This window comes from Streptomyces sp. 3214.6 (assembly GCF_900129855.1).
GTDB classification, from domain to species: Bacteria; Actinomycetota; Actinomycetes; order Streptomycetales; family Streptomycetaceae; genus Streptomyces; species Streptomyces soliscabiei.
This window is the reverse complement of sequence record NZ_LT670819.1, coordinates 5,989,506-6,013,906: the sequence shown is the minus strand read 5'-3', so window position 1 is coordinate 6,013,906 and position 24,401 is coordinate 5,989,506. Positions and strand designations below refer to the sequence as shown.

20 protein-coding genes and 1 other RNA gene are annotated in these 24,401 nt (G+C 70.0%); 7 read left to right on the top strand and 14 right to left on the bottom strand.

Translation table 11 applies throughout. From position 1 onward, the window contains the following. Positions 1-315: 315 nt before the first annotated feature. From B5557_RS27205 to B5557_RS27175, 7 genes are all read right to left on the bottom strand, one after another. Positions 316-891 (bottom strand): CGNR zinc finger domain-containing protein, encoded by a 576-nt coding sequence (locus B5557_RS27205; protein WP_079661919.1) that lies wholly within the window; start codon positions 889-891, stop codon positions 316-318. 231 nt (positions 892-1,122) lie between these two features. Next, a complete protein-coding gene (locus B5557_RS27200) occupies positions 1,123-2,298 on the bottom strand; it encodes a uroporphyrinogen-III synthase (protein WP_079661918.1) in 1,176 nt (391 codons plus the stop codon). A 101-nt stretch (positions 2,299-2,399) separates the two neighbouring features. Further along, positions 2,400-3,794: a nitrate/nitrite transporter gene (locus B5557_RS27195; protein WP_079661917.1), complete on the bottom strand. Its 1,395-nt coding sequence runs from the start codon at positions 3,792-3,794 to the stop codon at positions 2,400-2,402. Between the two features lie 162 nt (positions 3,795-3,956). Beyond that, positions 3,957-4,922 carry a hypothetical protein gene (locus tag B5557_RS27190; protein WP_079661916.1) on the bottom strand — a complete coding sequence of 322 codons (966 nt, stop codon included), beginning with the start codon at positions 4,920-4,922 and terminating at the stop codon, positions 3,957-3,959. 160 nt (positions 4,923-5,082) lie between these two features. Beyond that, entirely contained in the window at positions 5,083-6,345 is a 1,263-nt protein-coding gene (locus tag B5557_RS27185) for an acyltransferase family protein (protein WP_231976048.1), read from the bottom strand. After that, complete coding sequence (locus B5557_RS27180; RefSeq protein WP_231976478.1) at positions 6,342-8,423, bottom strand: bifunctional polysaccharide deacetylase/glycosyltransferase family 2 protein; 2,082 nt, start codon at positions 8,421-8,423, stop codon at positions 6,342-6,344. The genes B5557_RS27185 and B5557_RS27180 overlap by 4 nt, the downstream gene beginning before the upstream one ends. An 898-nt stretch (positions 8,424-9,321) precedes the next feature. Continuing rightward, on the bottom strand, positions 9,322-10,017 hold the full coding sequence (locus B5557_RS27175; protein WP_159424434.1) for a hypothetical protein: 696 nt from the start codon (positions 10,015-10,017) through the stop codon (positions 9,322-9,324). Between the two features lie 1,022 nt (positions 10,018-11,039). Between B5557_RS27175 and B5557_RS27170 the strand changes: the two genes are divergently transcribed. Genes B5557_RS27170 through B5557_RS27150 form a run of 5 tightly spaced genes read left to right on the top strand, consistent with a single transcriptional unit; the run spans position 11,040 to position 17,389 of the window. Beyond that, positions 11,040-12,341, top strand: coding sequence for an extracellular solute-binding protein (locus B5557_RS27170; protein WP_079661913.1), 1,302 nt, complete (start codon positions 11,040-11,042; stop codon positions 12,339-12,341). Beyond that, complete coding sequence (locus B5557_RS27165; RefSeq protein ID WP_079661912.1) at positions 12,338-13,267, top strand: carbohydrate ABC transporter permease; 930 nt, start codon at positions 12,338-12,340, stop codon at positions 13,265-13,267. Before B5557_RS27170 ends, B5557_RS27165 begins: the two co-directional genes overlap by 4 nt. Beyond that, the gene (locus B5557_RS27160) at positions 13,264-14,088 is read left to right on the top strand and encodes a carbohydrate ABC transporter permease (RefSeq protein WP_079661911.1); all 825 of its coding nucleotides are present in this window, start codon (positions 13,264-13,266) and stop codon (positions 14,086-14,088) included. Before B5557_RS27165 ends, B5557_RS27160 begins: the two co-directional genes overlap by 4 nt. Positions 14,089-14,117: 29 nt before the next feature. Next, the gene (gene yicI / locus B5557_RS27155; RefSeq protein ID WP_079661910.1) at positions 14,118-16,379 is read left to right on the top strand and encodes an alpha-xylosidase; all 2,262 of its coding nucleotides are present in this window, start codon (positions 14,118-14,120) and stop codon (positions 16,377-16,379) included. After that, positions 16,379-17,389 carry a LacI family DNA-binding transcriptional regulator gene (locus B5557_RS27150; protein WP_173877741.1) on the top strand — a complete coding sequence of 337 codons (1,011 nt, stop codon included), beginning with the start codon at positions 16,379-16,381 and terminating at the stop codon, positions 17,387-17,389. The genes yicI and B5557_RS27150 overlap by 1 nt, the downstream gene beginning before the upstream one ends. A gap of 73 nt (positions 17,390-17,462) precedes the next feature. Here B5557_RS27150 and ssrA read toward each other — a convergent pair. The 5 genes from ssrA to ftsE form a co-directional block, all read right to left on the bottom strand. Continuing rightward, positions 17,463-17,849, bottom strand: a transfer-messenger RNA (tmRNA) gene (ssrA, locus tag B5557_RS27145). Positions 17,850-17,952: 103 nt separating this feature from the next. After that, positions 17,953-18,501, bottom strand: coding sequence for an SsrA-binding protein SmpB (gene smpB / locus B5557_RS27140; protein WP_079661909.1), 549 nt, complete (start codon positions 18,499-18,501; stop codon positions 17,953-17,955). Between the two features lie 45 nt (positions 18,502-18,546). After that, entirely contained in the window at positions 18,547-19,734 is a 1,188-nt protein-coding gene (locus B5557_RS27135; RefSeq protein ID WP_079661908.1) for a S41 family peptidase, read from the bottom strand. Positions 19,735-19,801: 67 nt separating this feature from the next. Beyond that, a complete protein-coding gene (gene ftsX / locus B5557_RS27130; RefSeq protein ID WP_079661907.1) occupies positions 19,802-20,719 on the bottom strand; it encodes a permease-like cell division protein FtsX in 918 nt (305 codons plus the stop codon). 60 nt (positions 20,720-20,779) lie between these two features. After that, positions 20,780-21,469: a cell division ATP-binding protein FtsE gene (ftsE, locus tag B5557_RS27125; RefSeq protein ID WP_020132390.1), complete on the bottom strand. Its 690-nt coding sequence runs from the start codon at positions 21,467-21,469 to the stop codon at positions 20,780-20,782. 236 nt (positions 21,470-21,705) lie between these two features. Here ftsE and B5557_RS27120 point away from each other — a divergent pair, with 236 nt between their 5' ends. Continuing rightward, entirely contained in the window at positions 21,706-21,900 is a 195-nt protein-coding gene (locus tag B5557_RS27120; RefSeq protein ID WP_079661906.1) for a hypothetical protein, read from the top strand. An 86-nt stretch (positions 21,901-21,986) separates the two neighbouring features. Here B5557_RS27120 and B5557_RS45975 read toward each other — a convergent pair whose 3' ends face one another. Then, positions 21,987-22,172: an LPXTG cell wall anchor domain-containing protein gene (locus B5557_RS45975; RefSeq protein ID WP_331716798.1), complete on the bottom strand. Its 186-nt coding sequence runs from the start codon at positions 22,170-22,172 to the stop codon at positions 21,987-21,989. Positions 22,173-22,194: 22 nt separating this feature from the next. On the opposite strand from B5557_RS45975, the gene B5557_RS45970 reads away from it, so the two are divergent. Further along, positions 22,195-23,031, top strand: a complete 837-nt coding sequence (locus B5557_RS45970) for a hypothetical protein (RefSeq protein WP_331716797.1) — start codon at positions 22,195-22,197, stop codon at positions 23,029-23,031. 216 nt (positions 23,032-23,247) lie between these two features. Here the strand turns inward: B5557_RS45970 and prfB are convergent, their stop codons facing one another. Next, positions 23,248-24,351, bottom strand: a complete 1,104-nt coding sequence (gene prfB, locus B5557_RS27110; RefSeq protein ID WP_079661904.1) for a peptide chain release factor 2 — start codon at positions 24,349-24,351, stop codon at positions 23,248-23,250. Between the last annotated feature and the right edge of the window lie 50 nt (positions 24,352-24,401).

The following is a 24,401-nucleotide window of genomic DNA, read 5'->3' as shown; positions in this document are numbered from 1 at the left end:
CCGCATCCTTGCGCACGCCCACCTCCGGTGTCCGGGGGTTCCCCCAGTCGGTCGCTCGACGACGGGTACGGAAGCGGGGTGTTGAGTGTTCAAACCGCGGGGAGACTTTTCTTCCGGGTGTCATGACGAGGGGGACATGGCGGCACATTCCCACCCCGTTTTCTTTACATTTTCGCCACACCGACAAGATCGGGCCGACTGCCCGGGGCGCGACGCGGGTAAACGGCGTGTAATCGAAATCACTTCGATGGTTGGGCCGACCCGCCTCCACGAAAGCCGCATACCAGACAGGGCAGTTGGAGAGGCGACGGCGCGTCAGGTCCGCGCGAGTGCCGCCGCGCGTCGGCGATGCCGGGCGACCCGCTCCCGGTTCCCGCAGACCTCACTGGAACACCAGCGGCGCCGACGGCCCCGGGACGTGTCGACGTACACGATCGGGCAGTTGTACCCCGCGCACTGCCGCAGCGCCGCCCGGGCGGCGGGATCGGTCAACAGCTCCACCGCGTCCCGGGCCACGGCGGCGAGCAGCGCGGCGCACTCCGGCGGCCCGTCCAACGCCCGCACGAGCGCGCCGTCTTCGCCGCGCACGGCACGGGGGGTCGGGGGCGCGGCCCGGGCGACCTCGTTGACGCGGGCGAGGGCGAGGTCGTACGACCCGGCGTCCCCTCGGGCGAGCCAGCCGTGCACCAACTGGCCGATGGTGCGGCGCAGTTCCCGGAAGGCCGGCGGCCAGGACGCGTCGGCGTGGCCGAGCGGGGTCCCCGGCGGGACGAGCCCACAGCCGCGGATCCACGCATCCAGCGGCGCGACGGCGTCGAGCCGTTCGAGGGGGTGCGCGGTCGCGAGCAGGTCGAGACAGATCCGTCCGGCATCGAACCGCAGCTCGTCCATGCGCGTGTCACCGCCAGCCGAGAGGCACTCATGAGGAAACCGTTCTTCTTCACAGTGCCAGTGCCGGGGCGGTAACCGGAACCCCCTGGGCTTTGCCACGCAGGTCAGTGCATCCCACCCTGTCCGGCGGTTGAGGACGAGGCCCTTTCGGGGCCGAAGCGGGGGTCCGGGGGCGGCAGCCCCCGGGGACGGCCACACCGACCCCGGGTGAGGGACAACCCGCCCAAAGACCTACGCGTCCGCGTACTTCGCGTCGGCCGCAGGGTCCAGCGCCAGCCGGTACCCCCGCTTCACCACCGTCTGGATCAGCTTCGGCGCCCCGAGGGCCGTCCGCAGACGGGCCATCGCCGTCTCGACGGCATGCTCGTCACGCCCCGCCCCCGGCAGCGCCCGCAGCAGGTCCGACCGCGGCACCACCCACCCCGGCCGCCGCGACAGCGCCCGCAGCAGCGACATCCCGGCCGGCGGCACCGGCTTCAACGACCCGTCCACCAGCACCGCGTGCCCCCGGATCTCCACCCGGTGCCCGGCGATCGGCAGCGCCCGGGCCCGCCCCGGCAGCTCCTGGCACAGCAACTGCACGAGCGGCCCGAGCCGGAACCGCTCGGGGGAGACGGTGTCCACGCCCCGCGCCTGCAGCGGCAGCGCGGTGACCGGCCCGACGCAGGCGGGCAGCACATCGTGGTGCAGGGCGGCGAGCAGCTCGGGCAGCAGCCCGCGCTCCTCGGCCCGCGACAGCAGGGACGCGGCCGCCGGCGCGCTGGTGAAGGTGATGGCGTCCAGTCCGCGCGAGACGGCGGCGTCGAGGAGCCGGTCGAGCGGCGAGACGTCCTCCGGCGGCATCCACCGGTAGACGGGCACCCCCACCACTTCCGCGCCCGCGGCCCGCAGCGACTCCACGAACCCCGGCAGCGGCTCGCCGTGCAGCTGGACGGCGACCCGGCGCCCGTCGACGCCCTCCTCCAGCAGTCGGTCGAGCACCTCGGCCATGGACTCGCTCGACGGCGACCAGTCCTCCGTCAGCCCCGCGGCCCGGATGGCGCCCTTGACCTTGGGCCCGCGGGCCAGCAGCTCGACGCCGCCGAGCCGGGCGAGCAGCTGCTCACCGAGCCCCCAGCCGTCGGCGGCCTCGACCCAGCCACGGAAGCCGATGGCGGTGGTGGCCACCACGACGTCCGGCGCCTGGTCGATGAGGTCCTTGGTGGCGGCGAGCAGCTCGCCGTCATCGGCGAGCGGCACGATCCGCAACGCGGGCGCGTGCAGCACCGCCGCCCCGCGCCGCTGGAGCAGCGCGCCGAGCTCCTCGGCCCGGCGCGCTGCCGTCACGCCCACGGTGAAGCCCGCGAGGGGCCCGTGTTCGACGGCGCCCTGGGGGCTGGAGGCCGGTTGTTGCTGTTCCTCGTACATAGCCCTCGTCCCGCACTCAAGTCGCGTGTACATCTACATGCCGACGAGCCTGTCAACGGTGCGTGACAGGCTCGGTTCGGCGACATGTCGTCAGTGTTACGTCACACCTCGGCGTAACTGAGCTGCGGCTTCGCCTCGGATGCCGAGCTGGCTGCCGTCACCCGGCCCGCCGGACGGCGAAGGTATACGGCCCAGGTGACCACGAAGCACACCGCGTAGAAGGCGAGGAAGGCGACGAACGCGCCGGTTCCGGAGCCGTAGGAGAGGAAGGACTGCCGGAAGGCCATGTTGATGCCGACGCCGCCGAGCGCGCCGACCGCCCCGATGAGCCCCATGGAGGCGCCGGACAGCCGTCGCCCGTAGGCAGCCGCCTCTTCCCCTTCGAGCCCCTTGGCGACGGCCTTCGCCTGGAAGATGCCCGGGATCATCTTGTACGTCGACCCGTTGCCGAGGCCGCTGAGCACGAACAGCACCACGAAGACGGAGACGAAGAGCGGCAGCGACTTCTGCATGCTGGCGAAGACCAGGACGGCGGTGGCGGCGGCCATGCCGACGTAGTTGTACAGGGTGATGCGGGCGCCGCCGTAGCGGTCGGCGAGCCAGCCGCCGACCGGGCGGATGAGGGAGCCGAGCAGCGGGCCGATGAAGGTGAGGTAGGCCGCCTGGAGCGGCGTCCGGCCGAACTGGTTGGTCAGCACCTGGCCGAAGGCGAAGGAGTAGCCGATGAACGACCCGAACGTCCCGACGTAGAGGAAGGACATGATCCAGGTGTGGGCGTCCTTCGCGGAGTCGATGGCGGCGCCGGTGTCGTTCTTCACGGACGCGAGGTTGTCCATGTACAGCGCGGCGAGGGTCGCGGCGAGAAGGATCAGCGGGATGTAGATCCCGAGCAGTACGCGCGGCCCGCCGCTCGCGCCGATGACGGCGAGGGCGATCAGCTGGATGACCGGCACGCCGATGTTGCCGCCGCCCGCGTTGAGGCCGAGCGCCCACCCCTTCTTGCGCAGCGGGAAGAAGGCGTTGATGTTGGTCATCGAGGAGGCGAAGTTGCCGCCGCCGATGCCCGCCAGCAGACCGACCAGCAAAAACGTGTTGAAGGAGGTGCCGGGCTTCATCACCGCGAACGCGGCGATCGTGGGGATCAGGAGCAGACCGGCGGAGATGATCGTCCAGTTCCGGCCGCCGAAGACCGCGACGGCGAAGGTGTACGGCACCCGCACGACCGCCCCGACCAGCGTCACCATCGACGTCAGCAGGAACTTGTCGGCCGGGGTGAGGCCGTACTTCGGGCCCATGAAGAGCACCAGCACGGACCACATCGTCCAGATCGAGAAGCCGATGTGCTCGGAGAGGACGGAGAAGAGCAGGTTACGGCGGGCGATCTTCTCGCCCTTGTCGTTCCAGAAGGTCTCGTTCTCCGGGTCCCACTCCTCGATCCAGCGGCTCCCCTTCTTCACGGGGGACGGGGGTGCGGGGGCTGTACTCGGGGCTGTCATGACGCCTCCACGGTGCTCCGGGACTCGGGTGGTTCGGGGGGATGAGCGGTGATGAGTCCCGAAGGTAGGGAGGGCGCGTTTCCGGGCTGTGGCTGTGGGTGACCGGAAAGGAACGTTGCTCTCACCTTGCGCGGGGGCCCGGTGAGAGGTTTTGGGCAGGGCTCAGCGCGGGGGCTGCTGCCCGTAGGGGGCCGGGCCCTGAGGCGGATACGGGGCCGGGGGCCGCTGAGGATACTGCTGGGCCTGCGGCTGAGGATGCGGCTGGGGGTACGGCTGAGGATGCGGCTGGGGGTACGGCTGCTGCCCGCCGTACGGGCCCGGCTGCTGGTGGGGCTGGGCGTGGGGCTGGGGCTGGGCGTAGGGCTGCGGTTGGGCGTGGGGCTGGGGCTGCTGCGGGGGCTGCTGCTGTCCGTAGCCGCCCGCGGGCGTCGGGGCGGCGGTGCCGTACGCGCCGCCGTACTGGGCGCCGTAAGGGCCCGGGGCCGGGGCCGGTGCCGGGAAGCCGCCGCCGTACGGGCTCTGGCCGTATCCGGCCATCGCGCCCGGCGGGAGGTAGCGCACCCGCCCGGTCTCGTCGGTCACCCGCGCGAAGCCTGCGGCCTGCAGCCGGGCGGCGAACTTGGCGTTGCGGTGCCGGGTGACGACGAAGCCGATACCGAAGACGCCCATGAGGACGACCCAGGTGACGGCGGCGGCGATGAAGTCGGTGTTCGTGCCGCCGAGCCGTACACCGAGGATCGCGCAGCCCGCGGTGACGCCCAGCGCGCCGTACCCCATGCGCTTCTCGGCGTTCTTGCCGGTGAGGTCGAAGTTGATGCGCGCCTTCAGCAGCTCGAAGGCGTCGGGCACGACGGGCGGCAGGGAGACGCCGTCGGAGACGTTCGGGTACTGCGCCCAGTTCTGCGCGGCCCGCGCGCGTGCCTGCGGGGCGGGGTCGGGGACGATCAGCATCTTCAGCGCGCTGCCCCGCGAGCCGCCCTGCCGGACGTCCGCGTACTCGTAGCCGAACTGCTGCGCCACGAAGGCGAGCCGGGCCAGCTTCTTCACGGAGGCCATGGGGCTGGTGAGCTCGACGGGCCCGCCTCCCGCCATCAACCGCAGCATGTTCTGCACCTGCTGCTTGCTCACCGGCACTCATCTCCCCCTCAGCCGGACAACTGTTCACTTGCGCAACGCCCGGGCAGTCTTCCACACCCCCTCGCCCCCGGGAATCGTCGGCCGACACGCTTTGACCTGCCCTTTACGACCCCACGCGCGCCGGCGATCTCCCCGACAGGGACGGCGCGCCTCAGGCGCGGCGCGCTCTCCCTCGGCCGTCCGGCCACAGCCGGGGCCTGCGGCGGGCCGCCAGGTCCTCCACCCAGCCGAAGCAGACGACGCAGGCCGCGGTGAGGAGCCAGATGAACGGCAGCTGCGGCCACGGACTCTCCAGGACCCAGGGGGTGTTGACCTCCAGCCACGGGATGCCCCACAGGCGGTCCCACAGGGCCTCCACGATGCCGATGCACAGGTTGTGCCACAGGTAGATCGTCACGGCACGCGAGTTGAGCAGGGTGATCAGCCGGTCCCAGCGGCGCAGCCGGGCCGGCCACTCGGTCCAGGACGGACTGATGTGCAGAAGCAGCAGGACCGCCGCGAACGACCACAGGGACTGCGCGAACGGCATGTCGTCGAGGTCGTGGCCCTCCCTCAGGTGGTGACCCAGGGCGTACCAGAGACCGACTCCGCCGACCGCCGGCGCCAGCGACGGGACGACGTAGCGGGGCAGCCGGCGCAGGATGCCCTCCTGGTGCGCCATGCCCAGCAGCCAGCACGCGCCGAACGCGCCGAAGTCGCTGAGGTTGGCCTCCAGCCGCCAACTGGGCACCGACAGCGCCCCGAACTCCAGGGCGGCGGACAGCGCGACCGGCGCGAGGATCGTCGGCCAGGGCAGCCGGCGCAGGGCGCGCAGAAGAAGCGGGGAGAGCAGCACGAACCACAGGTAGGCGCGGATGTACCAGAGGGGTACGGCCATGTCGACGGCCCAGTCGTCGCCGATCAGCCCCTGCACACCGGGCAGGCCGTCGCCGTACGGCGGGTCGCTCAGCGGCAGGATCCAGTAGCCGAGGTGCAGCCACCACCAGCCGGGATGCCCCTCGTCGTCCGGACTCCAGCCCGCCACCGCCATGCCCGTCACGCCGACCGCGCCCAGCAGCCACAGCGGGGGCAGCAGTCGGCGCAGCCGGCCCCGTACGACTTCCAGCGCGGGGCGTCTGGCCAGCGAGCGGGCCATGAGATTTCCGGCGAGGGCGAACATCACGCCCATGGAGGGGAAGACGATGGGCAGCCAGGCCCAGCCCATCAGGTGGTAGAAGACGACACGGAAGAGGGCGATGCCCCGGAGAAGATCGAAGTAGCGGTCACGCCCGCCACCCGGCTTCTTCCCGCTCTTGGACTCGTTCTGCGTCTCGTTCTGCGTCTCGTTCTTCGTCTCGTACTCGGCTGCCGTGCCGGTCGCGGTTTCGATCTCGGCTTCGGGCATGGGCTGGGTGTCCGTGGGTTGGGTGTTCATCGGGCCGTTCCTCCGTCCATGGCCGGCGTCGGGGCGCCCGGGGGTGCGGCCACCTGGCCCTTGCGGCGCAGTTTCTGCCAGCGCAGCCGGCCGCCGGTGAGGGCGGTGATCCAGGACTGCAGCAGGACGATGTACATCAGCTGGCGGTAGAGGAGTTGCTGGAGCGGGAGGGAGATGAGGGGGGTGAGGCGTTCGCGGTCCAGGACGAAGGCGTAGGCCGCGCAGCCCGCCTGGACGGCGAGGACGCCGAACCAGGCGGCGATGGTCTTGCCGGTCGGCCCGAAGAGCAGGCCGTAGACGAGGAAGAGGTCGATGAGCGGGGCGAGGAGCGGGGCGACGACCATGAAGAGCGAGACGAGAGGGAGGCCGACGCGGCCGAAGCGCCCGGAGGGGCCCCGCTCGACCAACGCCCGACGGTGCTTCCAGATCGCCTGCATGGTGCCGTAGCACCAGCGGTAGCGCTGGGACCACAGTTGCTGGACGGACTCGGGCGCCTCGGTCCAGGCACGCGCCTTCTCCGCGTACACGACATGCCAGCCGTCCCGGTGGATGGCCATGGTGATGTCGGTGTCCTCGGCGAGGGTGTCGTCGCTCATGCCGCCGACGCGGTCCAGCGCGCTGCGGCGGAACGCGCCGACGGCCCCCGGGATGGTGGGCATGCAGCGCAGGACGTCGTACATGCGGCGGTCGAGGTTGAAGCCCATCACGTACTCGATGTGCTGCCAGGCGCCGATGAGGGTGTCCTTGTTGCCGACCTTGGCGTTGCCGGCGACGGCGCCGACCTTCGGGTCCGCGAAGGGCTGGACGAGTTCACGGACCGTGGAGGGCTCGAAGACGGTGTCGCCGTCCATCATCACGATCAGGTCGTGCCGGGCGTTGGCAATGCCCCGGTTGAGCGCGGCGGGCTTGCCCGCGTTGAGCTGGCGGACGACACGGACGCCGGGCAGGTTCAGGTCCTCGACGATGCGGGCGGTGCCGTCGCTGGAGCCGTCGTCGATGACGAGGATCTCGATCGGGTGCTCGCTCTTCATCAGCGAACGCACCGTGTTCTCGATGCACTTGGCCTCGTTGTAGGCCGGGACGAGCACCGAAGCGGGTTCGGTGACGGGCGCGTCGGGGCCCCAGACGAAGCCCTTGCGGCGGGTGCGGCGGGTGTGGATCGCGGACAGCAGCAGCATCAGGCCGAAGCGGGCGAAGACGAGGACGCCGATGACGGCGAGGCCGACGACGAGGACGCCGGTGATGTCGTCGGAGGCCTCGACCAGGAAGACCCAGGCCTTGCCCTTCCACAGGTCGAGCCCGGTGACCGGGGTGTGCGCGCTGGGGGCGCGCAGGGCCTCGGTGAGGTTCTCGAACGTGTAGCGCTTCGCCTGGAGTTCGGGGAGGTAGGCGTCGAGGGCCTGGACCGTCTGGTGGCGGTCGCCGCCGGAGTCGTGCATGAGGACGACCGCGCCCTCGCCGTGCTGCGGCGTGGCGTTGCGGATGATCTGCCGCACGCCCGGCCGCTGCCAGTCCTCGCTGTCGGCGGTCGTGAAGACAGTGAGGTAGCCGCGGGTGCCGACGTACTCGGTGACCGGCCAGGACGCGTCGTCGAGGGCGTCGGCGGTGGAGGAGTAGGGCGGCCGGAAGAGGGAGGTCCGGATGCCCGCCGCGCCCGCCAGGGCCAGCTGGTTCTGGGTGAGTTCCCAGTCGATGCGCTTCTTCGACTGGTAGGACAGGTCGGGGTGGTTGAAGGTGTGCAGCCCGATCTCGTGCCCCTCGTCCACCATCCGCCGGACCAGGTCCGGATAGCGGGAGGCCATGGTGCCGGTGATGAAGAAGACGGCGTGCGCGTGGTGCTTCTTCAGGACGTCGAGGACCTCGGGGGTCCACTTGGGGTCGGGGCCGTCGTCGAAGGTGAGCACGATCTTGTGATCCGGCACGTCGAGGCTGGTCTGGCGGCCGCCACGGGTGTCGACGACCGGGCCGCCGTCGAGGATCTTCTTCGGCACCTTGTCGGCGGCGGCCTCGGGGTGGATGCGGTAGTCGGCGAGGATCTCGCTGTGCACGTAGCCGCGCAGCATCAGCATCGCCATCATCGCGAGGAGCACGAGCAGGGGCAGCAGGTGGCGCAGTCGCAGCGGCACCAGACGCTTGCGTTCGGGCGGCGGCGCCGCCCCGTGCGCGGCCCCGCCGCCGCCGTGTCCCACGGCCCGCCCGCGCCGCGCCCCCGACCGCCGGCCGGCCCGCCGCCCACCACCCGCCGAAGACGAGTCGGACCCGGGGGCGGGGACGGGGGCGGCCTGACCGCCCGACGAATGCGCGGACTGCCCGACGGCGGCCCGTCGGGTCGAGCGCCGGCTGGTACGTGGTGCCATGAGAGCTGCATCTCCGAAAACGGCTCGCCACGCGCCTTGCGCGACGAGGGTGGGCGGTGAGGAGTCATTTGTGCGGGGAGTGGGCCGTGCGAGCAGGCAGTGGCTGTTGGGCGTTGCCGGCGGGTTGGGCTGCGGGAGCCGGGCGGTGCGATCGCGCCCCCGTGGGGCGGCTGGAGAGGGTGACCCATACGGGTCAGGCAACGGGAATCCCGGCGCGAAGGGAGTGGGCTGTAGATCAACTCACCGGGTCGGGCAGACGACTTCTCGTCCCGGGGGCCAGGTAAAGAGGCCGCACAGCGAGGGCCGAGCGGCCGAGCCAGGATCATCTCGTCGGGGTCAGACGACGGAAGCGCTTCGAGGGGCGCCGGTTACGGGGGTTGCGTGCCCCCGGCCGGGTTGCGTGCCCCCGGCCGGGTTGCATGCCCCCAGCCCGGTCGCGTGCCCCCGGCCCTGGCGCCCGACATCCGGGCCCGGCGTCCAACGGCCCACCCTCGGGCCCTTTCGCCGATGCCCCCAGGCCCGATTCGACCGGCGCCAGAAACTCCGCCGGCCGTTTCTCGACGCACCGTTCCTACCCTCATACGCGCTCGTCGACGAGCGGTTGCCAACCCCTCGCTCCTCAGACCGCCGAGGTCGACGCCGACGCCGTTGGTGCCGGGGTCGGGTCCGGGGGGCCGTTGGCGACTGTGGTGGTGGTTCCTCCGGCCGGGGAGGGGGAGGCGGCGGGCGAGGGAGGTGCGGCGGGTGAGGATGCCGGGGGCGGTGGCGGGGAGGACGCAGGCGGGGCGACCACCGGGCTGCTCGGACCGGGCGTCGAGGACGCCGTGGCCGTGGGCCCCGCGCTGGGCCGGGCCGTCCCGCTCGCCGAGGGCCGGGCCGCCGGCGACGCCCCGCCCGGCGACGCCGCCGGGCTCGCCGAAGCGCCCGGCACCGCGCTCGCCCCCGGCTTGCCCGGCACCGCGCCGGACGGCAGGGCGGTGTTGCCCGCGCCGCCCGGCAGCACGGCGCCCGGCACCCCAGGTCGCTCGCTCACGGAGTCGTCCGGCGCCGACGGGCTGTCGACCTTGCCGGCCGCCGGCTTGTCGTCGTCGGCGACGCCCGGCACCGGTACCGGCAGCCAGGGCGCGCCCGCGTTGCCCGACAGCAGCGTGGCCACGATGACGACGGCGTACGCCCCGCACGCGGTCCCCACGAGGATGCCGATGCGGCGGAACGTCCGGCCGCGTCGGCCCGACTCGTCGACGAACACCGGGACGTCGGACGCGCCGGCCTCGGGACCGTCGGCCCGCCCCTTCTTGAGGGGGTCGAGCCGCACCGTCACCTCGGCCGGATCGTTCCCCTTGCCGTCCGCCCCGCCGGGCTCCTCTCCCCAGGGATCCCGGAGATCGCTCGACCGTTCGTTTTCGGAAATGCTGTTCGAGGTTTCGGGGCCCGACAACAGACCGCTTTCACGCGGTACATCCATCACTGACTGGTATCCGCCACTTTCTCCCGCCATGGACGTCAGGGATTGCCCCCGCGCCCCCGGAAAGTTCTGGGATCCTGCCCCCGAGACCGGTACGTCCCGGGTCGGCGTCGCCACCTCCGGCCACTCCGGTTGGGCGTCTTCTCGCCAATTCTTCACGTGCGCACTTCCCCCCACGGAACTGTTCTGGGTGCGCTTACGACCCCGAGCGCACGTCGGCGGAACCAGGCCCCCACCCGGCTCCTGCGCCCCTTTTACCCCATTGCGCTCAGGTCGACGAATCTAGCGCAGGCTTGGGCCCTGTGTTCGCGATGTGTCATTTATGGTCAGAAGTCATGTTCATGCCTATGGCCGGATTTAACCCCTTGACGGCTCGCCGGAGGCACGTTCTCGCCGCCCCACCCCGACTCCCGGCCCACCGAAGGGCATCGAGGGTCGGAGGGACCAGCCCCTTTCATCACACCAACGACACAGACGGACAAAGGGACGCGGTCGACAAGGGGATCGAGCGAGGTCTCAGGCATGGCCGGAAAAATTCACTCCAACGGGACGGCGGATTGCCCGCTTTATCCGCGATACGGCGACCCCCTCCCCGGCCGCCGGCCGGAAAAGCGCCGGACACTTTTCGGCACCCCTAACCGACCCCGCTCATGGCTGCCGGTTCCCGCACCCCTTCCCCGCGCCCCATTGACGCGATCACATCAGACGCATACCTTCCCCGTCGAAGCGCTTCGACGTCACGCATCGAATCGATTCGACGAACCGGTCGACGAACGAGGTCGACGACGAACGAGGTCGACGTACCGAGTCGTCGAACGCCGCGTGACGGCTGTTCTGCCCCCAGCACCATCCGACTCCCCCGGAGGTACAGGATGTTGACGGCACGAAGGCGTGTGGTGGCGAGTGCGGCGGCGGTCCTCGCCGGATCCCTGCTCCTGGCCTCCTGCGGCGGCTCGGACGGCGGCGGCTCCTCCGACGCGGGGACCCTGCGGCTGTGGCACTACGAGGCCCCCAACAGCGCGATGGGCGTGGCCTGGACGGAGGCGATCAAGGAGTTCGAGGCCACGCATCCGGGTGTGAAGGTGAAGTTCGAGGAGAAGAGCTTCGAGCAGATCCAGAAGACCGCCCCGATGGTCCTCAACTCCTCCGACGCGCCCGACCTCATGGAGTACAACAAGGGCAACGCGACGGCGGGCCTGCTCTCCAAGCAGGGCCTCCTCACCGACCTGTCCGCCGCGGCGACGAAACGCGGCTGGGACAAGCTGCTCAGCCCGGGCGTGCGCACCACCAGCCAGTACGACGCCGACGGCGTGATGGGCTCCGGCAAGTGGTACGGCGTGACCGACTACGCCGAGTACACGATGGTCTACTTCAACAAGGACCTGTTCGCGAAGTACAAGATCGCCGAGCCGAAGACGTTCGACGACCTGGTCGCCGCGATGAAGAAGTTCACCGAGAACGACATCACGCCGCTCGCCAACTCCGGCGCCGAGTACCTCGCCCAGCAGTACGTCTACCAGCTGGCCCTGTCCAAGGCGGACCGCTCCTGGGTCGACTCCTACGAGCTGTACAAGGGCAAGAAGGCCGACTTCCACGACGCGGCCTGGACCTATGCCGCCGAGACGTTCGCCGACTGGGTGAAGAAGGGATACGTCGGCAAGAGCTCCACGAGCGCCAAGGCCGAGGACGCCGGCGTCTCCTTCCTCCAGGGCAAGGCGCCGATCCTGTTCTCCGGCAGCTGGTGGTACGGCCGCTTCCAGGACGAGGCGACCTTCGACTGGGGCACCACCCTGTGGCCCGGCTCGACCCTCACCCCGGGCTCCGGCGGCAACCTCTGGGTCGTCCCCAAGAGCGCGAAGAACAAGGAGCTCGCCTACGACTTCATCGACATCACCCTGTCGAAGAAGATCCAGAACCTGCTGGGCAACAAGGGCGGCGTCCCCGTCGCGGCGGACCCGGCCGCCATCACCGACCCGAAGGCCAAGGAGCTGATCACCCACTTCAACACCGTCAGCGGCCGCGACGGCCTGGCCTTCTACCCGGACTGGCCGGTCCCCGGCTTCTACGACGTCCTGGTCTCCGAGACCCAGAAGCTGATCACCGGCAGCGAGAAACCCGACGACTACCTCAGCAGTCTCCAGAAGGCCTATGACAAGGGCGCACCGAAGCGATGAGGGCGCGCGCCCCCAGAGCCCCCGGAGCCCCGCGCGACTCCTACGCCCTCTTCCTCCTCCCCGGCGCCCTGGCCTTCCTCACCGTGATCGTCGTCCCGTTCCTGATGAACACGGGCGTGAGCTTCACCGACTGGCAGGGCGTGGGCAGCCCGTCGTGGTCCGGGCTCGCCAACTACCGGGAGCTGGTCGACGACACGGAGTTCTGGGAGTCGTTCCGGCACAGCCTCTTCATGGTCGTCGCGATGGCGGCGATCCCCACGGCCGTCGGACTGGTCCTGGCCGCCGCCCTGTTCGACTACGTCGGCAAGCACTTCGGCTCCCGGATCGCCGCCGTCCTGCGGGCCTGCTTCTACCTGCCCCAGGTGCTGCCGATCGCGGTCGCGGGCATCGTCTGGAGCTGGATCCTGGCTCCCGACAACGGCTCCCTCAACGAGCTTCTCGAAGCGGTCGGCCTCGGCGGGTGGCGGCAGGACTGGCTCGGCGACCCCGACGTCGCGCTCTACAGCGTCATGGGTGTGATGGTGTGGGTGCAGCTCGGCTTCCCGCTGGTCGTCTTCATGGCGGGCCTGCAACGCGTCGACCCCCAGCTGCACGAGGCCGCCGAGCTGGACGGCGCCGGCTGGTGGCGCCGCTTCCGGCACATCACACTGCCGCAGATCCGCCCCGAGCTGTACGTCGTGCTGACCTGGTGCACGATCGCCGCGCTGAAGGTGTTCGGCGCGGTGTACGTCCTGACCAAGGGCGGCCCCGGCGGCGCGACCGACGTCCCCTCGTACTTCTCCTTCACCACGTTCTTCGAGAAGACCCAGGTCGGCTACGGCGCCGCGATCTCCACGGTGCTGACCGTGATCATCCTGGCCCTGTCCCTGATCGGCCTGAGACTGCAGACCCGCGCGGAGGACGCCGAGGAAGGGGCGCGCACATGACGAGGGCCCTGCGCCGCTATCCGGTCCTGATCGCCCTCTGCCTGGCCGCCCTGTTCATGATCGTCCCGTTTCTGATCGTGGCGGTGAACGCGGTCAAGTCCCCGGCGGAGTACTCCCGCAACGGCCCGCTGAGCCTGCCCGAGGGCCTCTACCTGGACGGACTGAAGGACTTCTGGGAACGGGTGGACTACACCCAGAAGCTGATCAACTCGGTCGTCATCAGCGGCTCGGTGGCGGTGCTCGCGGTCGTCCTGTCCATCCTGACCGCGTACGCGATCGGCATCGGCCGGATCAAGGGCCGCACCTGGGTGCTGGCCTTCTTCGTCCTGGCGAACATGCTCCCGCAGGAGGCGCTGGTCTACCCGCTCTACTACCTGAGCAAGCAGGCCGGCCTGTACGACACCCGGCTCAGCGTGATCATCGTCTTCACGGTGATCCAGTCGGCATTCGGCACGTATCTCCTCTCCTCCGTCCTCGGCCGGTTCCCGCGCGAGATCATCGAGGCCGCCCGCATCGACGGCGCGACCAAGTGGCAGGTGCTGTGGCGGATCGTCGTCCCGGTCAGCCGCCCCACCATCGGCGTGCTCCTCGTCTTCTTCTTCATCTGGACCTGGAACGAGTTCCTGCTGCCGCTGGTCATGCTCGTCTCCAACGACAACCAGACCGTGTCGGTGGCCCTCGGCGTCCTCCAGGGCCAGCGGCTGATGGACGCCACGATGACCAACGCGGCCGCCCTCCTCGGGGTGCTCCCGGCCCTCGTCTTCTTCCTCGTCTTCCAGCGGACGCTCACCCGCGGCATCGCCGTGGGCGCCGTGAAGTAGTGAGGACCGAGCAGTAAGGACCCCCGCCCATGAAGTTCTCCGACGGATACTGGCTGCTGCGCGAGGGCGTCACCGCCGCCCACCCCGCCGAGGTCCTCGACGTCACCGCCTCGGACGGCGCCCTGGAGATCCACGCGCCGACCCGGCCCATCCGCAGCCGCGGCGACCTGATGACGGGACCGGTCATGACGATCAGAGCGCACACCCCGATGCCCGACGTCATCGGCCTCACCCTCACCCACTTCACCGGCGAGCGCCCCCGCGAGCCCGCCTTCGACCTCACCGGCGCCGACCCCACCCCCCAGCTCGCCCACGACGACGACCACGCGATGCTGACGTCCGGCGCGCTGTCCGTGAAGGTCGCCCGCTCCGGGCCCTGGCACGTGGAGTTCCTCGCGCACGGCCGCACGCTCACCTCCAGCGGCCCCAAAGGCATGGGCATCATGCGGGACGCCGGCACCGGCGGCCACTACCTGCGCGAACAGCTCAACCTGGGCGTGGGGACCGCCGTCTACGGCCTCGGTGAACGCTTCGGACCGCTGGTGAAGAACGGCCAGGTCGTCGACATCTGGAACGCCGACGGCGGCACCGCCACCGAACAGGCCTACAAGAACGTGCCGTTCTACCTCACGGACGCGGGCTACGGCGTCTTCGTCGACCACCCGGGCAAGGTCTCCTTCGAGATCGGCTCGGAGACGGTGTCCAAGGTCCAGTTCAGCGCCGAGACACAGGAGCTGACGTACTACGTCATCCACGGCCCCACCCCGAAGGACATCCTGCGCAGGTACACCGCCCTCACCGGCCGCCCCGCCCTCCCGCCGACCTGGTCCTTCGGCCTGTGGCTGTCCACGTCGTTCACCACCTCCTACGACGAGGAGACCGTGACGTCGTTCATCGAGGGCATGCGGGAACGCGAACTCCCCCTCTCCGTCTTCCACTTCGACTGCTTCTGGATGCGGGAGTTCAACTGGTGCGACTTCCGTTGGGACCCCCGTGTCTTCCCCGACCCGGAGGGCATGCTGGCCCGGCTGAAGGCGAAGGGCCTGCACGTCAGCGTGTGGATCAACCCGTACATCGCGCAGCGCTCACCGCTGTTCGCGGAGGGCAGGGAGCTGGGGCATCTGCTGCGCAGGCCCGACGGGAGCATCTGGCAGTGGGACCTGTGGCAGCCCGGCATGGCCCTCGTCGACTTCACCAGCCCCGCCGCCCGCGACTGGTACGCGGCCAAACTGGAGGCGCTGCTCGCGCAGGGCGTCGACTGCTTCAAGACGGACTTCGGCGAACGCGTCCCGGTCGACGTGGCGTGGGCGGACGGCTCCGACCCGGAGCGGATGCACAACTACTACACCTACCTCTACAACCGCACCGTGTTCGACGTCCTGCGCAAACACCGCGGCGAGGGCGAGGCAGTCGTCTTCGCCCGCTCGGCGACCACCGGCAGCCAGCAGTTCCCCGTCCACTGGGGCGGCGACTGCGAGGCGACCTACGAGTCGATGGCCGAGTCGCTGCGCGGCGGCCTGTCCCTGGGTCTGTCGGGCTTCGGCTTCTGGAGCCACGACATCGGCGGCTTCGAGGGCACCCCCACCCCGTCCCTCTTCAAGCGCTGGCTGGCCTTCGGCCTGCTGTCCTCCCACAGCAGACTGCACGGCAGCTCCTCCTACCGGGTGCCCTGGCTGTTCGACGAGGAGGCGGTGGACGTCCTGCGCCACTTCACCCGCCTGAAGCTGCGCCTCATGCCGTACCTGTACGAGGCCGCGCGCGTCGCCCACGAGGAGGGCGTGCCGGTGATGCGGGCGATGGTCCTGGAGTTCCCCGACGACCCCGGGTGCGCGCACCTGGAACGGCAGTACATGCTCGGCCCCGACCTGCTGGTCGCGCCGGTGTTCAGCGACGAGGGAGAGGTGACGTACTACGTCCCCGACGGCACATGGACGCACTACCTGACCGGCCGGACGGTGACCGGGCCGCGCTGGATCCGGGAACGGCACGGCTTCCTCGGCCTGCCGCTGCTGGTGCGGCCCGGCGCGGTGCTCCCGGTGGGCGCCCACGCCGACCGGCCGGACTACCCGCACGCCGACGGCGTCACCCTGCGCACCTACGGCCTGGAGCGCGGCGCCCAGGTGACGGTACGGGTCGGGGACGTGACCTTCACCGTCGTCCGGGAGGGCGACACGCTCCGGGCGTCCGCGAGCGACCCCTCGGCGCCGTGGGCGCTGGCGGTCGGCGACCGGGTCGTGCGGGCGAAGGCGGGCACCGGGTTCCTGACACTGGAGAGCGTGGAGGCGGGCTGATGGTGAAGATCACCGATGTGGCACGGCACGCCGGGGTCTCCCCCAGCACGGTGTCGTACGCGCTGAGCGGCAAACGCCCGATCTCCGCGGAGACCCGCAAGCGGGTCGAGGAGGCCGCCCGTGAGCTGGGCTACCGCCCGCACGCGGGCGCCCGCGCCCTGGCCAGCAGCCGCTCCAACGTGCTCGCGCTGGTCGTCCCCCTGCGGACCGGTATCCACGTCCCGGTCGTCATGCAGTTCGCGGTGTCGGTGGTGACGGCCGCCCGACGGCACGACCACGACGTCCTGCTGCTGACCCAGGAGGAGGGCGAGGAAGGTCTGCGCAGGGTCGCGGACACGGCGCTGGTCGACGCGCTGATCCTGATGGACGTCCAACTCCACGACCCGCGGCTGCCGTTGCTGCGCTCCCTCGACCGGCCGTCCGTGATGATCGGTTTCCCGCTCGAGGCCGACGGGCTGACCTGCATCGACCTCGACTTCCGGGCGGCGGGCGAGCGGTGCGTGGAGCATCTGGCGCAGCTCGGGCACCGGGTGGTGGGGCTCGTCGGCTCACCACCGGAGGTGTACGTGCGCGCGACGGCGTTCGCCCAGCGCGTGGTCCAGGGTTTCACCGCGGCCGCAGACCGCGCCGGCCTCGCCTCCGCGGTCCACCCCTGCGAGGCGACCCCGGCCGCGGCCCGCCACGTCGCGGAGCAGCTCCTGCGCGAACAGCCGGCGCTGACGGGCGTCGTCGTCCACAACGAGGCGATCCTGGAGCCCCTGATCGACGCGTTCGAGCAACTCGGCCTGCGCATCCCCGGCGACCTGTCGGTGACGGCGATCTGCCCCGACGAACTCGCCTCCACCCTCCGCGTCCCCGTCACATCGATCGCCCTGCCGTCCACGGAGATCGGCGAGCAGGCGGTGAACCTCCTGATGCGAAAACTGGACAACGAGCAGGTCCCCCAGGCGACCCTCCTCCCACCCCACCTGACCCCCCGCGCGAGCACGGCCCCCCGCACCCTCGGATGAGGCGCCGACGTCGTCGTACACAGCAGAAGACCCCGCTCCTCGAAAGGGGCGGGGTCTTCTGTTCACATGGGATGAGTGGAGATGGCGGGAATCGAACCCGCGTCCAACGGTGCAGAATCAGGGCTTCTCCGTGTGCAGTTCGCTGTGATTTTCTCGGCCCCGGTGATCACGCGAACAAGTCGCCGACGGGCCCAGTCACTGTTTGATTTCCCATCCGACCCCGTGACCGGGCCAGATGGTTTAGTTCCCTAGATTATGCCAGGATCCGGGCCGGGAACACTCCCGGGCTGACACCCTTTAGGGTCCTACATCACTGCTTATTAGGCAGCGAGGGCGTAGGACTGGGAATCGCTCTTGGTATTGGCGATTATTTTTTGCGACATATGGTTTACGAGATCATTGCCGCTTCCTCGACACGCTTCCCCTGCTTCAACAGCCGCTGTCGAAACCGATCATCCCCATGTTGATTTTTCAAGCCCTCCGAAGAGGTTTCGCACCCGCCGTGGGGTGCTTGTGCCATCGTACGTGACCAACGCACACCGATGCCACCGTATTCCCCGCGGCTACGCGTGCCGCTGCTTCCGCTTCGCCGCCGCGATCGCCCGGTCCGTCTCCCGGCGGTCCTGCTTCTCGCGCAGGGTCTGACGCTTGTCGTACTCCTTCTTGCCGCGCGCCAGCGCGATCTCGGCCTTCGCCCGGCCGTCCTTGAAGTACAGGGCGAGGGGCACGATCGTGTGGCCCGTCTCCTCCGACTTCACCGCCAGCTTGTCGATCTCCTCGCGGTGCAGCAGCAGCTTGCGCTTGCGGCGCGCGGAGTGGTTGGTCCAGCTGCCCTGGCTGTACTCGGGGATGTGGGCGGCGTGCAGCCACGCCTCGTTCCCCTCGATCTGGACGAAGCCGTCGGTCAGCGAGGCCCGGCCCTGGCGCAGCGACTTCACCTCGGTGCCGGTGAGGACGAGCCCGGCCTCGTAGACGTCGATGATCGCGTAGTCGTGCCGGGCCTTCTTGTTCTGCGCGACGATCTTCCGCTTGCCGTCCTTGACCTTGCCGGACGCGGCCGCCCCACCCTGCTTCGGCTGGGACTCCTTCGGTACGTACATTCCCTTGCTCATAGTCCCGCCATTTTCGCACCTCGCAGGGGTATGAGGGAAAGCCGATTACGAACCGTCCCCGAGACCGCTCAGCACGGCCTCCGCGCGCTTCAGCGCCCCGGTGTCCGCTTCCAGGTCAGGGGTGATGCCGTGGCCGTCGACGCTGTGGCCGGCGGGGGTGCGGTAGTGGCCGACGGTGAGCTCGGCGACCGAGCCGTCGGGCAGCCGGTTCGGCATCTGGACCGAGCCCTTGCCGAAGGTGCGGGAGCCCACGACGACCGCGCGACCGCGGTCCTGGAGGGCGCCGGTGAGCAGCTCGGCCGCGCTCATCGTGCCGCCGTCGACGACCGCGACCAGGGGTCTGGTGGTGTCGCCGCCGGCCTCGGCGTGCAGCGCGCGCTGCTCGCCGTCGACGTCGTAGGTGGCGACGAGGCCGCCGTCGAGGAACGCGGAGGCGGCGGTGACGGCCTCGGTGACCAGGCCGCCGGAGTTGCCGCGCAGATCCAGGACGATCCCGGCGTCGGCCGGCGCCCGGCGGACGGCGGTGCGCACGCTGTCGCCGACGCCCTTGGTGAACGCGGCGACGGTGATGACGGTGATGCCGTCGGCGAGCCGGTGCACGGTGACGGAGTCCGTGGACAGCAGGGCCCGGCGCAGGGTCTCGCTCCACGCGCGCGTGCCGCGCCGCAGACCGAGCCGGACGGTGGTGCCGGCGGACGCGTCCTTGGCGTCGCCGCGCAGTAAGGAGACGACGTCGGTGACCGGGAGCCCGTCCACGGGCCGCCCGTCGACACTGCTCAGCCAGTCGCCCGCGCGGAGTCCGGCTTCGGCGGCGGGTGAGCCGGACTGCACCTTGGTGACCTCGATGCGGCCGTCCCGCTCGCGCCGCGCCTCCAGGCCGACGCCGGTGTACCGGCCGTCGAGGGACTTCTCGAACTCCTCGTACTCGCCCTCGGAGTAGACGGCCGCCCAACGGTCCCCGCTGCGGCTGACGGCACGCTCGGCGGCCTCCATCGGGGACTTGCCGTCGGCTGCGGCCTCCTCGGCGGCCCGCGTCACGTCCTCGAAGTGTCCGGCGGGGGCGGTGGAGGGGGTCACACTGCCCGCGGCGCCCGCGCTCCTGCGCCCGCCGCCCAGTTCCTGCGGCAGCGAGCCGGTCGCCGCACCGGCGACGAGGACGCTCGCGAACACCAATGTCAGGGCGGCCCCGCGGCCGAAACGGCGGGGCTGACAGAACAGGTCTCGGCCTGACATGGCGGTGAGTCTAGGGGAACGCAAAGGGCCGCACGGTCGGTTGACCGTACGGCCCGCGGGGCGTGCGTCACACCTTCAGGTACTTGCGCAGAGCGAAGAAAGCGGCCAAAGCGGGCATCAGCAGGCTGGTGGCGAGGATGAGCGGGAGCTTCGTCAACACGGCGTCCCAGCCGATGAAGTTGATCAGGTTCAGCTTCTCGGAGAGGGCCAGGCCGTTGTCGATGATGAAGTACCGGGCGATCACCAGGAATCCGCAGGCGACCGTCCCGCCGATGAGTCCGGCGACCGCGGCCTCGGCGATGAACGGCGCCTGGATGTAGAACCCGGAGGCGCCGACGAGCCGCATGATGCCCGTCTCGCGCCGCCGGCTGAAGGCCGAGACACGCACGGTGTTGACGATCAGCATCAGCGCGACCACCAGCATCAGCGCCATCACCGCCCGCGCCGCCCAGTTCATGCCGTTGAGCAGCCCGAAGAGGTTGTCCAGGATGCCCTTCTGGTCCTGCACCGACTGCACGCCGTCCCGCCCGTCGAAGGCGGTCGCGATGACCTGGTACTTCTCCGGGTCCTTCAGCTTGATGCGGTACGACTCCTGCATCTGGTCCGGCGTGAGGGAGCTGGCCAGCGGGGAGTCGCCGAACTGCTCCTTGTAGTGCTTGTAGGCCTCGTCCTGCGACTCGTACGTCACCTTCTCGACGACGCCCATCTTGTCCAGGTCGGACTTGATCTGCTTCTTCTGGTCCGCGGTGACCGCACCCTTGGCGCAGTTGGGGTCCGACTCGGCGTCACTCTTGTTGCAGAGGAAGATCGAGACGTTGACCTTGTCGTACCAGTAGCCCTTCATCGTGCTGACCTGGTCGCTCATCAGGAGCGACCCGCCGAAGAGCGCCAGGGACAGGGCGACGGAGACGACGACGGCGAAGGTCATCGTCAGGTTGCGGCGGAGACCCACACCGATCTCCGACAGTACGAACTGGGCGCGCATGGCGAGTTGTTCAGGCCTTTCCGGGGACGTCCGCGAGGGCGGGGGCGATGGCGGGGCGGGTCAGTGCTGGTAGCCGTAGACGCCGCGCGCCTGGTCGCGGACGAGGCGGCCCTGCTCCAGCTCGATGACGCGCTTGCGCATCTGGTCCACGATGTTCTGGTCGTGCGTGGCCATCAGCACGGTCGTTCCCGTCCGGTTGATCCGGTCGAGCAGCTTCATGATGCCGACGGAGGTCTGCGGGTCGAGGTTGCCGGTGGGCTCGTCGGCGATCAGCAGCTTGGGCCGGTTCACGAAGGCACGCGCGATGGCGACGCGCTGCTGCTCACCACCGGAGAGCTCACCGGGCATCCGGTCCTCCTTGCCGCCCAGCCCGACGAGGTCGAGCACCTGCGGCACGGACTTGCGGATCTCGCCCTTCGACTTGCCGATGACCTCCTGCGCGAAGGCGACGTTCTCCGCCACCGTCTTGTTGGGCAGCAGCCGGAAGTCCTGGAACACCGTCCCCAGCTGGCGGCGCATCTGCGGCACCTTCCAGTTGGACAGGCGCGCGAGGTCCTTGCCCAGGACGTGCACCTGGCCGTGGCTGGTGCGCTCCTCGCGCAGGACCAGCCGCAGGAAGGTGGACTTTCCGGAGCCGGAGGATCCCACGAGGAACACGAACTCGCCCTTCTCCACCTCCAGGGAGACATCCCTGAGTGCGGGGCGGGTCTGCTTGGGGTAGACCTTGGAGACGTTGTCGAATCGGATCACGGATGCACCACGGGTCGCCGGGGGTAGATGAGCGTGACCATACGCGAACCGGGGAGTGCGGCGCAGGCGTCGGGAGGGGTTGGGCGGGGCTTGTGCGTTTTTGTACGGCACTTTGTATGCCCGGGCGTCTCGGAGTGAGCCGCGCACCCTCCCCAGGAACCTGGCAGAGTGGTAGGGGAACGTTCGCGTTCCCGTAAGCGTTGTGTCCATGGAACCGGTGCAAGGAGGGCGAGCGCATGACGTACGACCGGCTGGTGTGCGCTAACTGCGCCGCGCCCGTGAGCGAGGGCCGGTGCCCGGTGTGCCGCGCGAACCGCGAGCGGCTGCAGCAACAAGAGAACTTCTTCGCGGGGCTGAACCCCATGGCGCTGATCGCGCTGCTGGCGGTGCTGGTGGCGGCGTTCGCGCTGCTGGCACACCAGACCGCGTAACCCGCGGCGGGACACGCGAAGGGGCCCGGAGCTGCTGCTCCGGGCCCCTTGGTGCGTACGTCACGTACGGGTGCGACTACCTACCGTCAGGCAGCGGCCCCGCCGCGGCCCTCCACGAGGCGCGGCAGCACGCGGAAGCCGATGCCGCCGGCGATCATCGTGGCGGCGCCGATGAGCAGGAACATGGTCTGTCCGGCACCGGTCTCGGCGAGCTCCTTGCCACCGCCCTGCGCGGCCGCTTCGGAGGTGTCGGTCAGCGCGGAGCTGCCCACCTCCTGGGTGGAGGCGCCGTCGGTGTCGGTACCCGTACCGGCGGAGGCGCTGCCGGCCGAGGTCGAACCGGCGGTGGTGCTGCCCTCGGAGGACGAACCCGAGGAGGTGTTGCCCTCCGAGGACGAACCCGAGGACGTGTTACCCGTCGAGGTACCGGACGAGGTACCGGTGGACGTGCCGGCGGAAGTACCGGTCGAGGTGCCGGAAGACGTGCCCGCCGAGGTACCGGTGGACGTGCCGGTCGAGGTGCCCGTGGACGTGCCCGCCGAGGTACCGGTGGACGTGCCCGCCGAGGTACCCGTGGACGTGCCCGCCGAGGTACCGGTGGACGTGCCCGCCGAGGTACCCGTCGAGGTACCCGAGGACGTGCCGGTCGAGGTACCGGTGGACGTGCCCTCCGAGGTGCCCGTGGACGTACCGGACGAGGTGCCGGTCGACGTGCCCGCCGAGGTACCGGTGGAGGTACCCGAGGACGTGCCGGTCGAGGTACCGGTGGACGTGCCCTCCGAGGTACCCGTGGACGTACCGGACGAGGTGCCCGTCGACGTGCCCTCGGACGTACCCGTCGAGGTACCGGTGGACGTACCCGTCGACGTGCCGCCGTCGGTGCAGATCCCGATCGGGCAGGGCTCTCCGCCCGTCTGCGGGGTGACTTTGCCTTCGCCGGACGTCGACACAAGGCCGCTGAGGCCACCCTCGTCACCGGCGGCCGAGGCAACGCCGGCGACCGTCAGCGAGGCGCCCGCGGCGATCACGGCGCCGGCGGCTATGCGCGCGACCCGGATCCGCGTCTTCTTGGTCATATGGTTGCTACCCCCAGTAGCTGAATCGTCGATGAGGCCGCGCCCGGGGCCGTGATCGACGGAGGTAGCCGATATGTAGCTGAAGTCCCCCGGTTCACATGCGCCCCGGAGATACGCATGCCACACTGCACCTTCCCCATTTTTCAAAGCAGCGTCAAGGTCGTTGCGCACGCAATGTCCAAGTCGGGGCGCTTTGCGCGATGGTGGTGCTGTGAATGTGACGTAAAAGGTAACCGCCCCTGTTTCAGGGGCGGTTACCTTGTCGACAAAACTACTTCTCTTGCTGCTTGCGCCAGCGAATTCCGGCTTCCAGGAACCCGTCGATCTCACCGTTGAACACGGCCTCGGGGTTACCGACCTCGAACTCGGTGCGCAGGTCCTTCACCATCTGGTACGGGTGCAGGACATATGAACGCATCTGGTTGCCCCAGGAGCTGCCGCCGTCCTTGAGGGCGTCCATCTTGGCCCGCTCCTCCTGGCGCTGCCGCTCCAGCAGCTTCGCCTGGAGCACGTTCATCGCGGTCGCCTTGTTCTGGATCTGCGACCGCTCGTTCTGGCAGGAGACGACGATGCCAGTGGGCAGGTGGGTGAGGCGCACCGCGGAGTCGGTGGTGTTCACGCCCTGGCCGCCGGGGCCGGAGGAGCGGTAGACGTCCACCCGCAGCTCGGACTCGTCGATCTCGATGTGGTCGGTCTGCTCGACCACGGGGAGGATCTCGACACCCGCGAAGGAGGTCTGCCGGCGCCCCTGGTTGTCGAAGGGCGAGATGCGCACCAGACGGTGCGTGCCCTGCTCGACGGAGAGCGTGCCGTACGCGTACGGGACCTGCACGGCGAAGGTGGTCGACTTGATGCCGGCCTCCTCGGCGTACGACGTCTCGTAGACCTCGGTCTTGAAGCCCTTCTGCTCCGCCCACCGCAGGTACATGCGCTGCAGCTTCTCGGCGAAGTCCGCGGCGTCGACGCCACCGGCCTCGGCGCGGATGTTGACCAGCGCCTCGCGGGCGTCGTACTCCCCGCTGAGCAGCGTGCGGACCTCCATCTCGTCCAGCGCCTTACGGACGGCGGTGAGCTCGGACTCGGCCTCGGCGCGGGTGTCCGGGTCGTCCTCCTCCTCGGCCATCTCGAACAGCACGGCGAGATCGTCGATCCGGCCGCGCAGCGCGTCCGCCTTCCTGACCTCGGCCTGGAGGTGGGACAGCTTGCTGGTGATCTTCTGCGCCTCGTCCGGGTTGTCCCACAGGGACGGCGCGGCCGCCTGCTCCTCGAGCACGGCGATGTCTGCCCTCAGCTTGTCGAGGTCCAGAACGGCCTCGATCGACTCCATGGTCGAGGAGAGGGACTTGAGCTCTTCGGATACATCGACGACTGCCACGCCTCCAGCGTAACGGACCCGGCATCCCAGCCCGTCCGGCATTCGGGAGA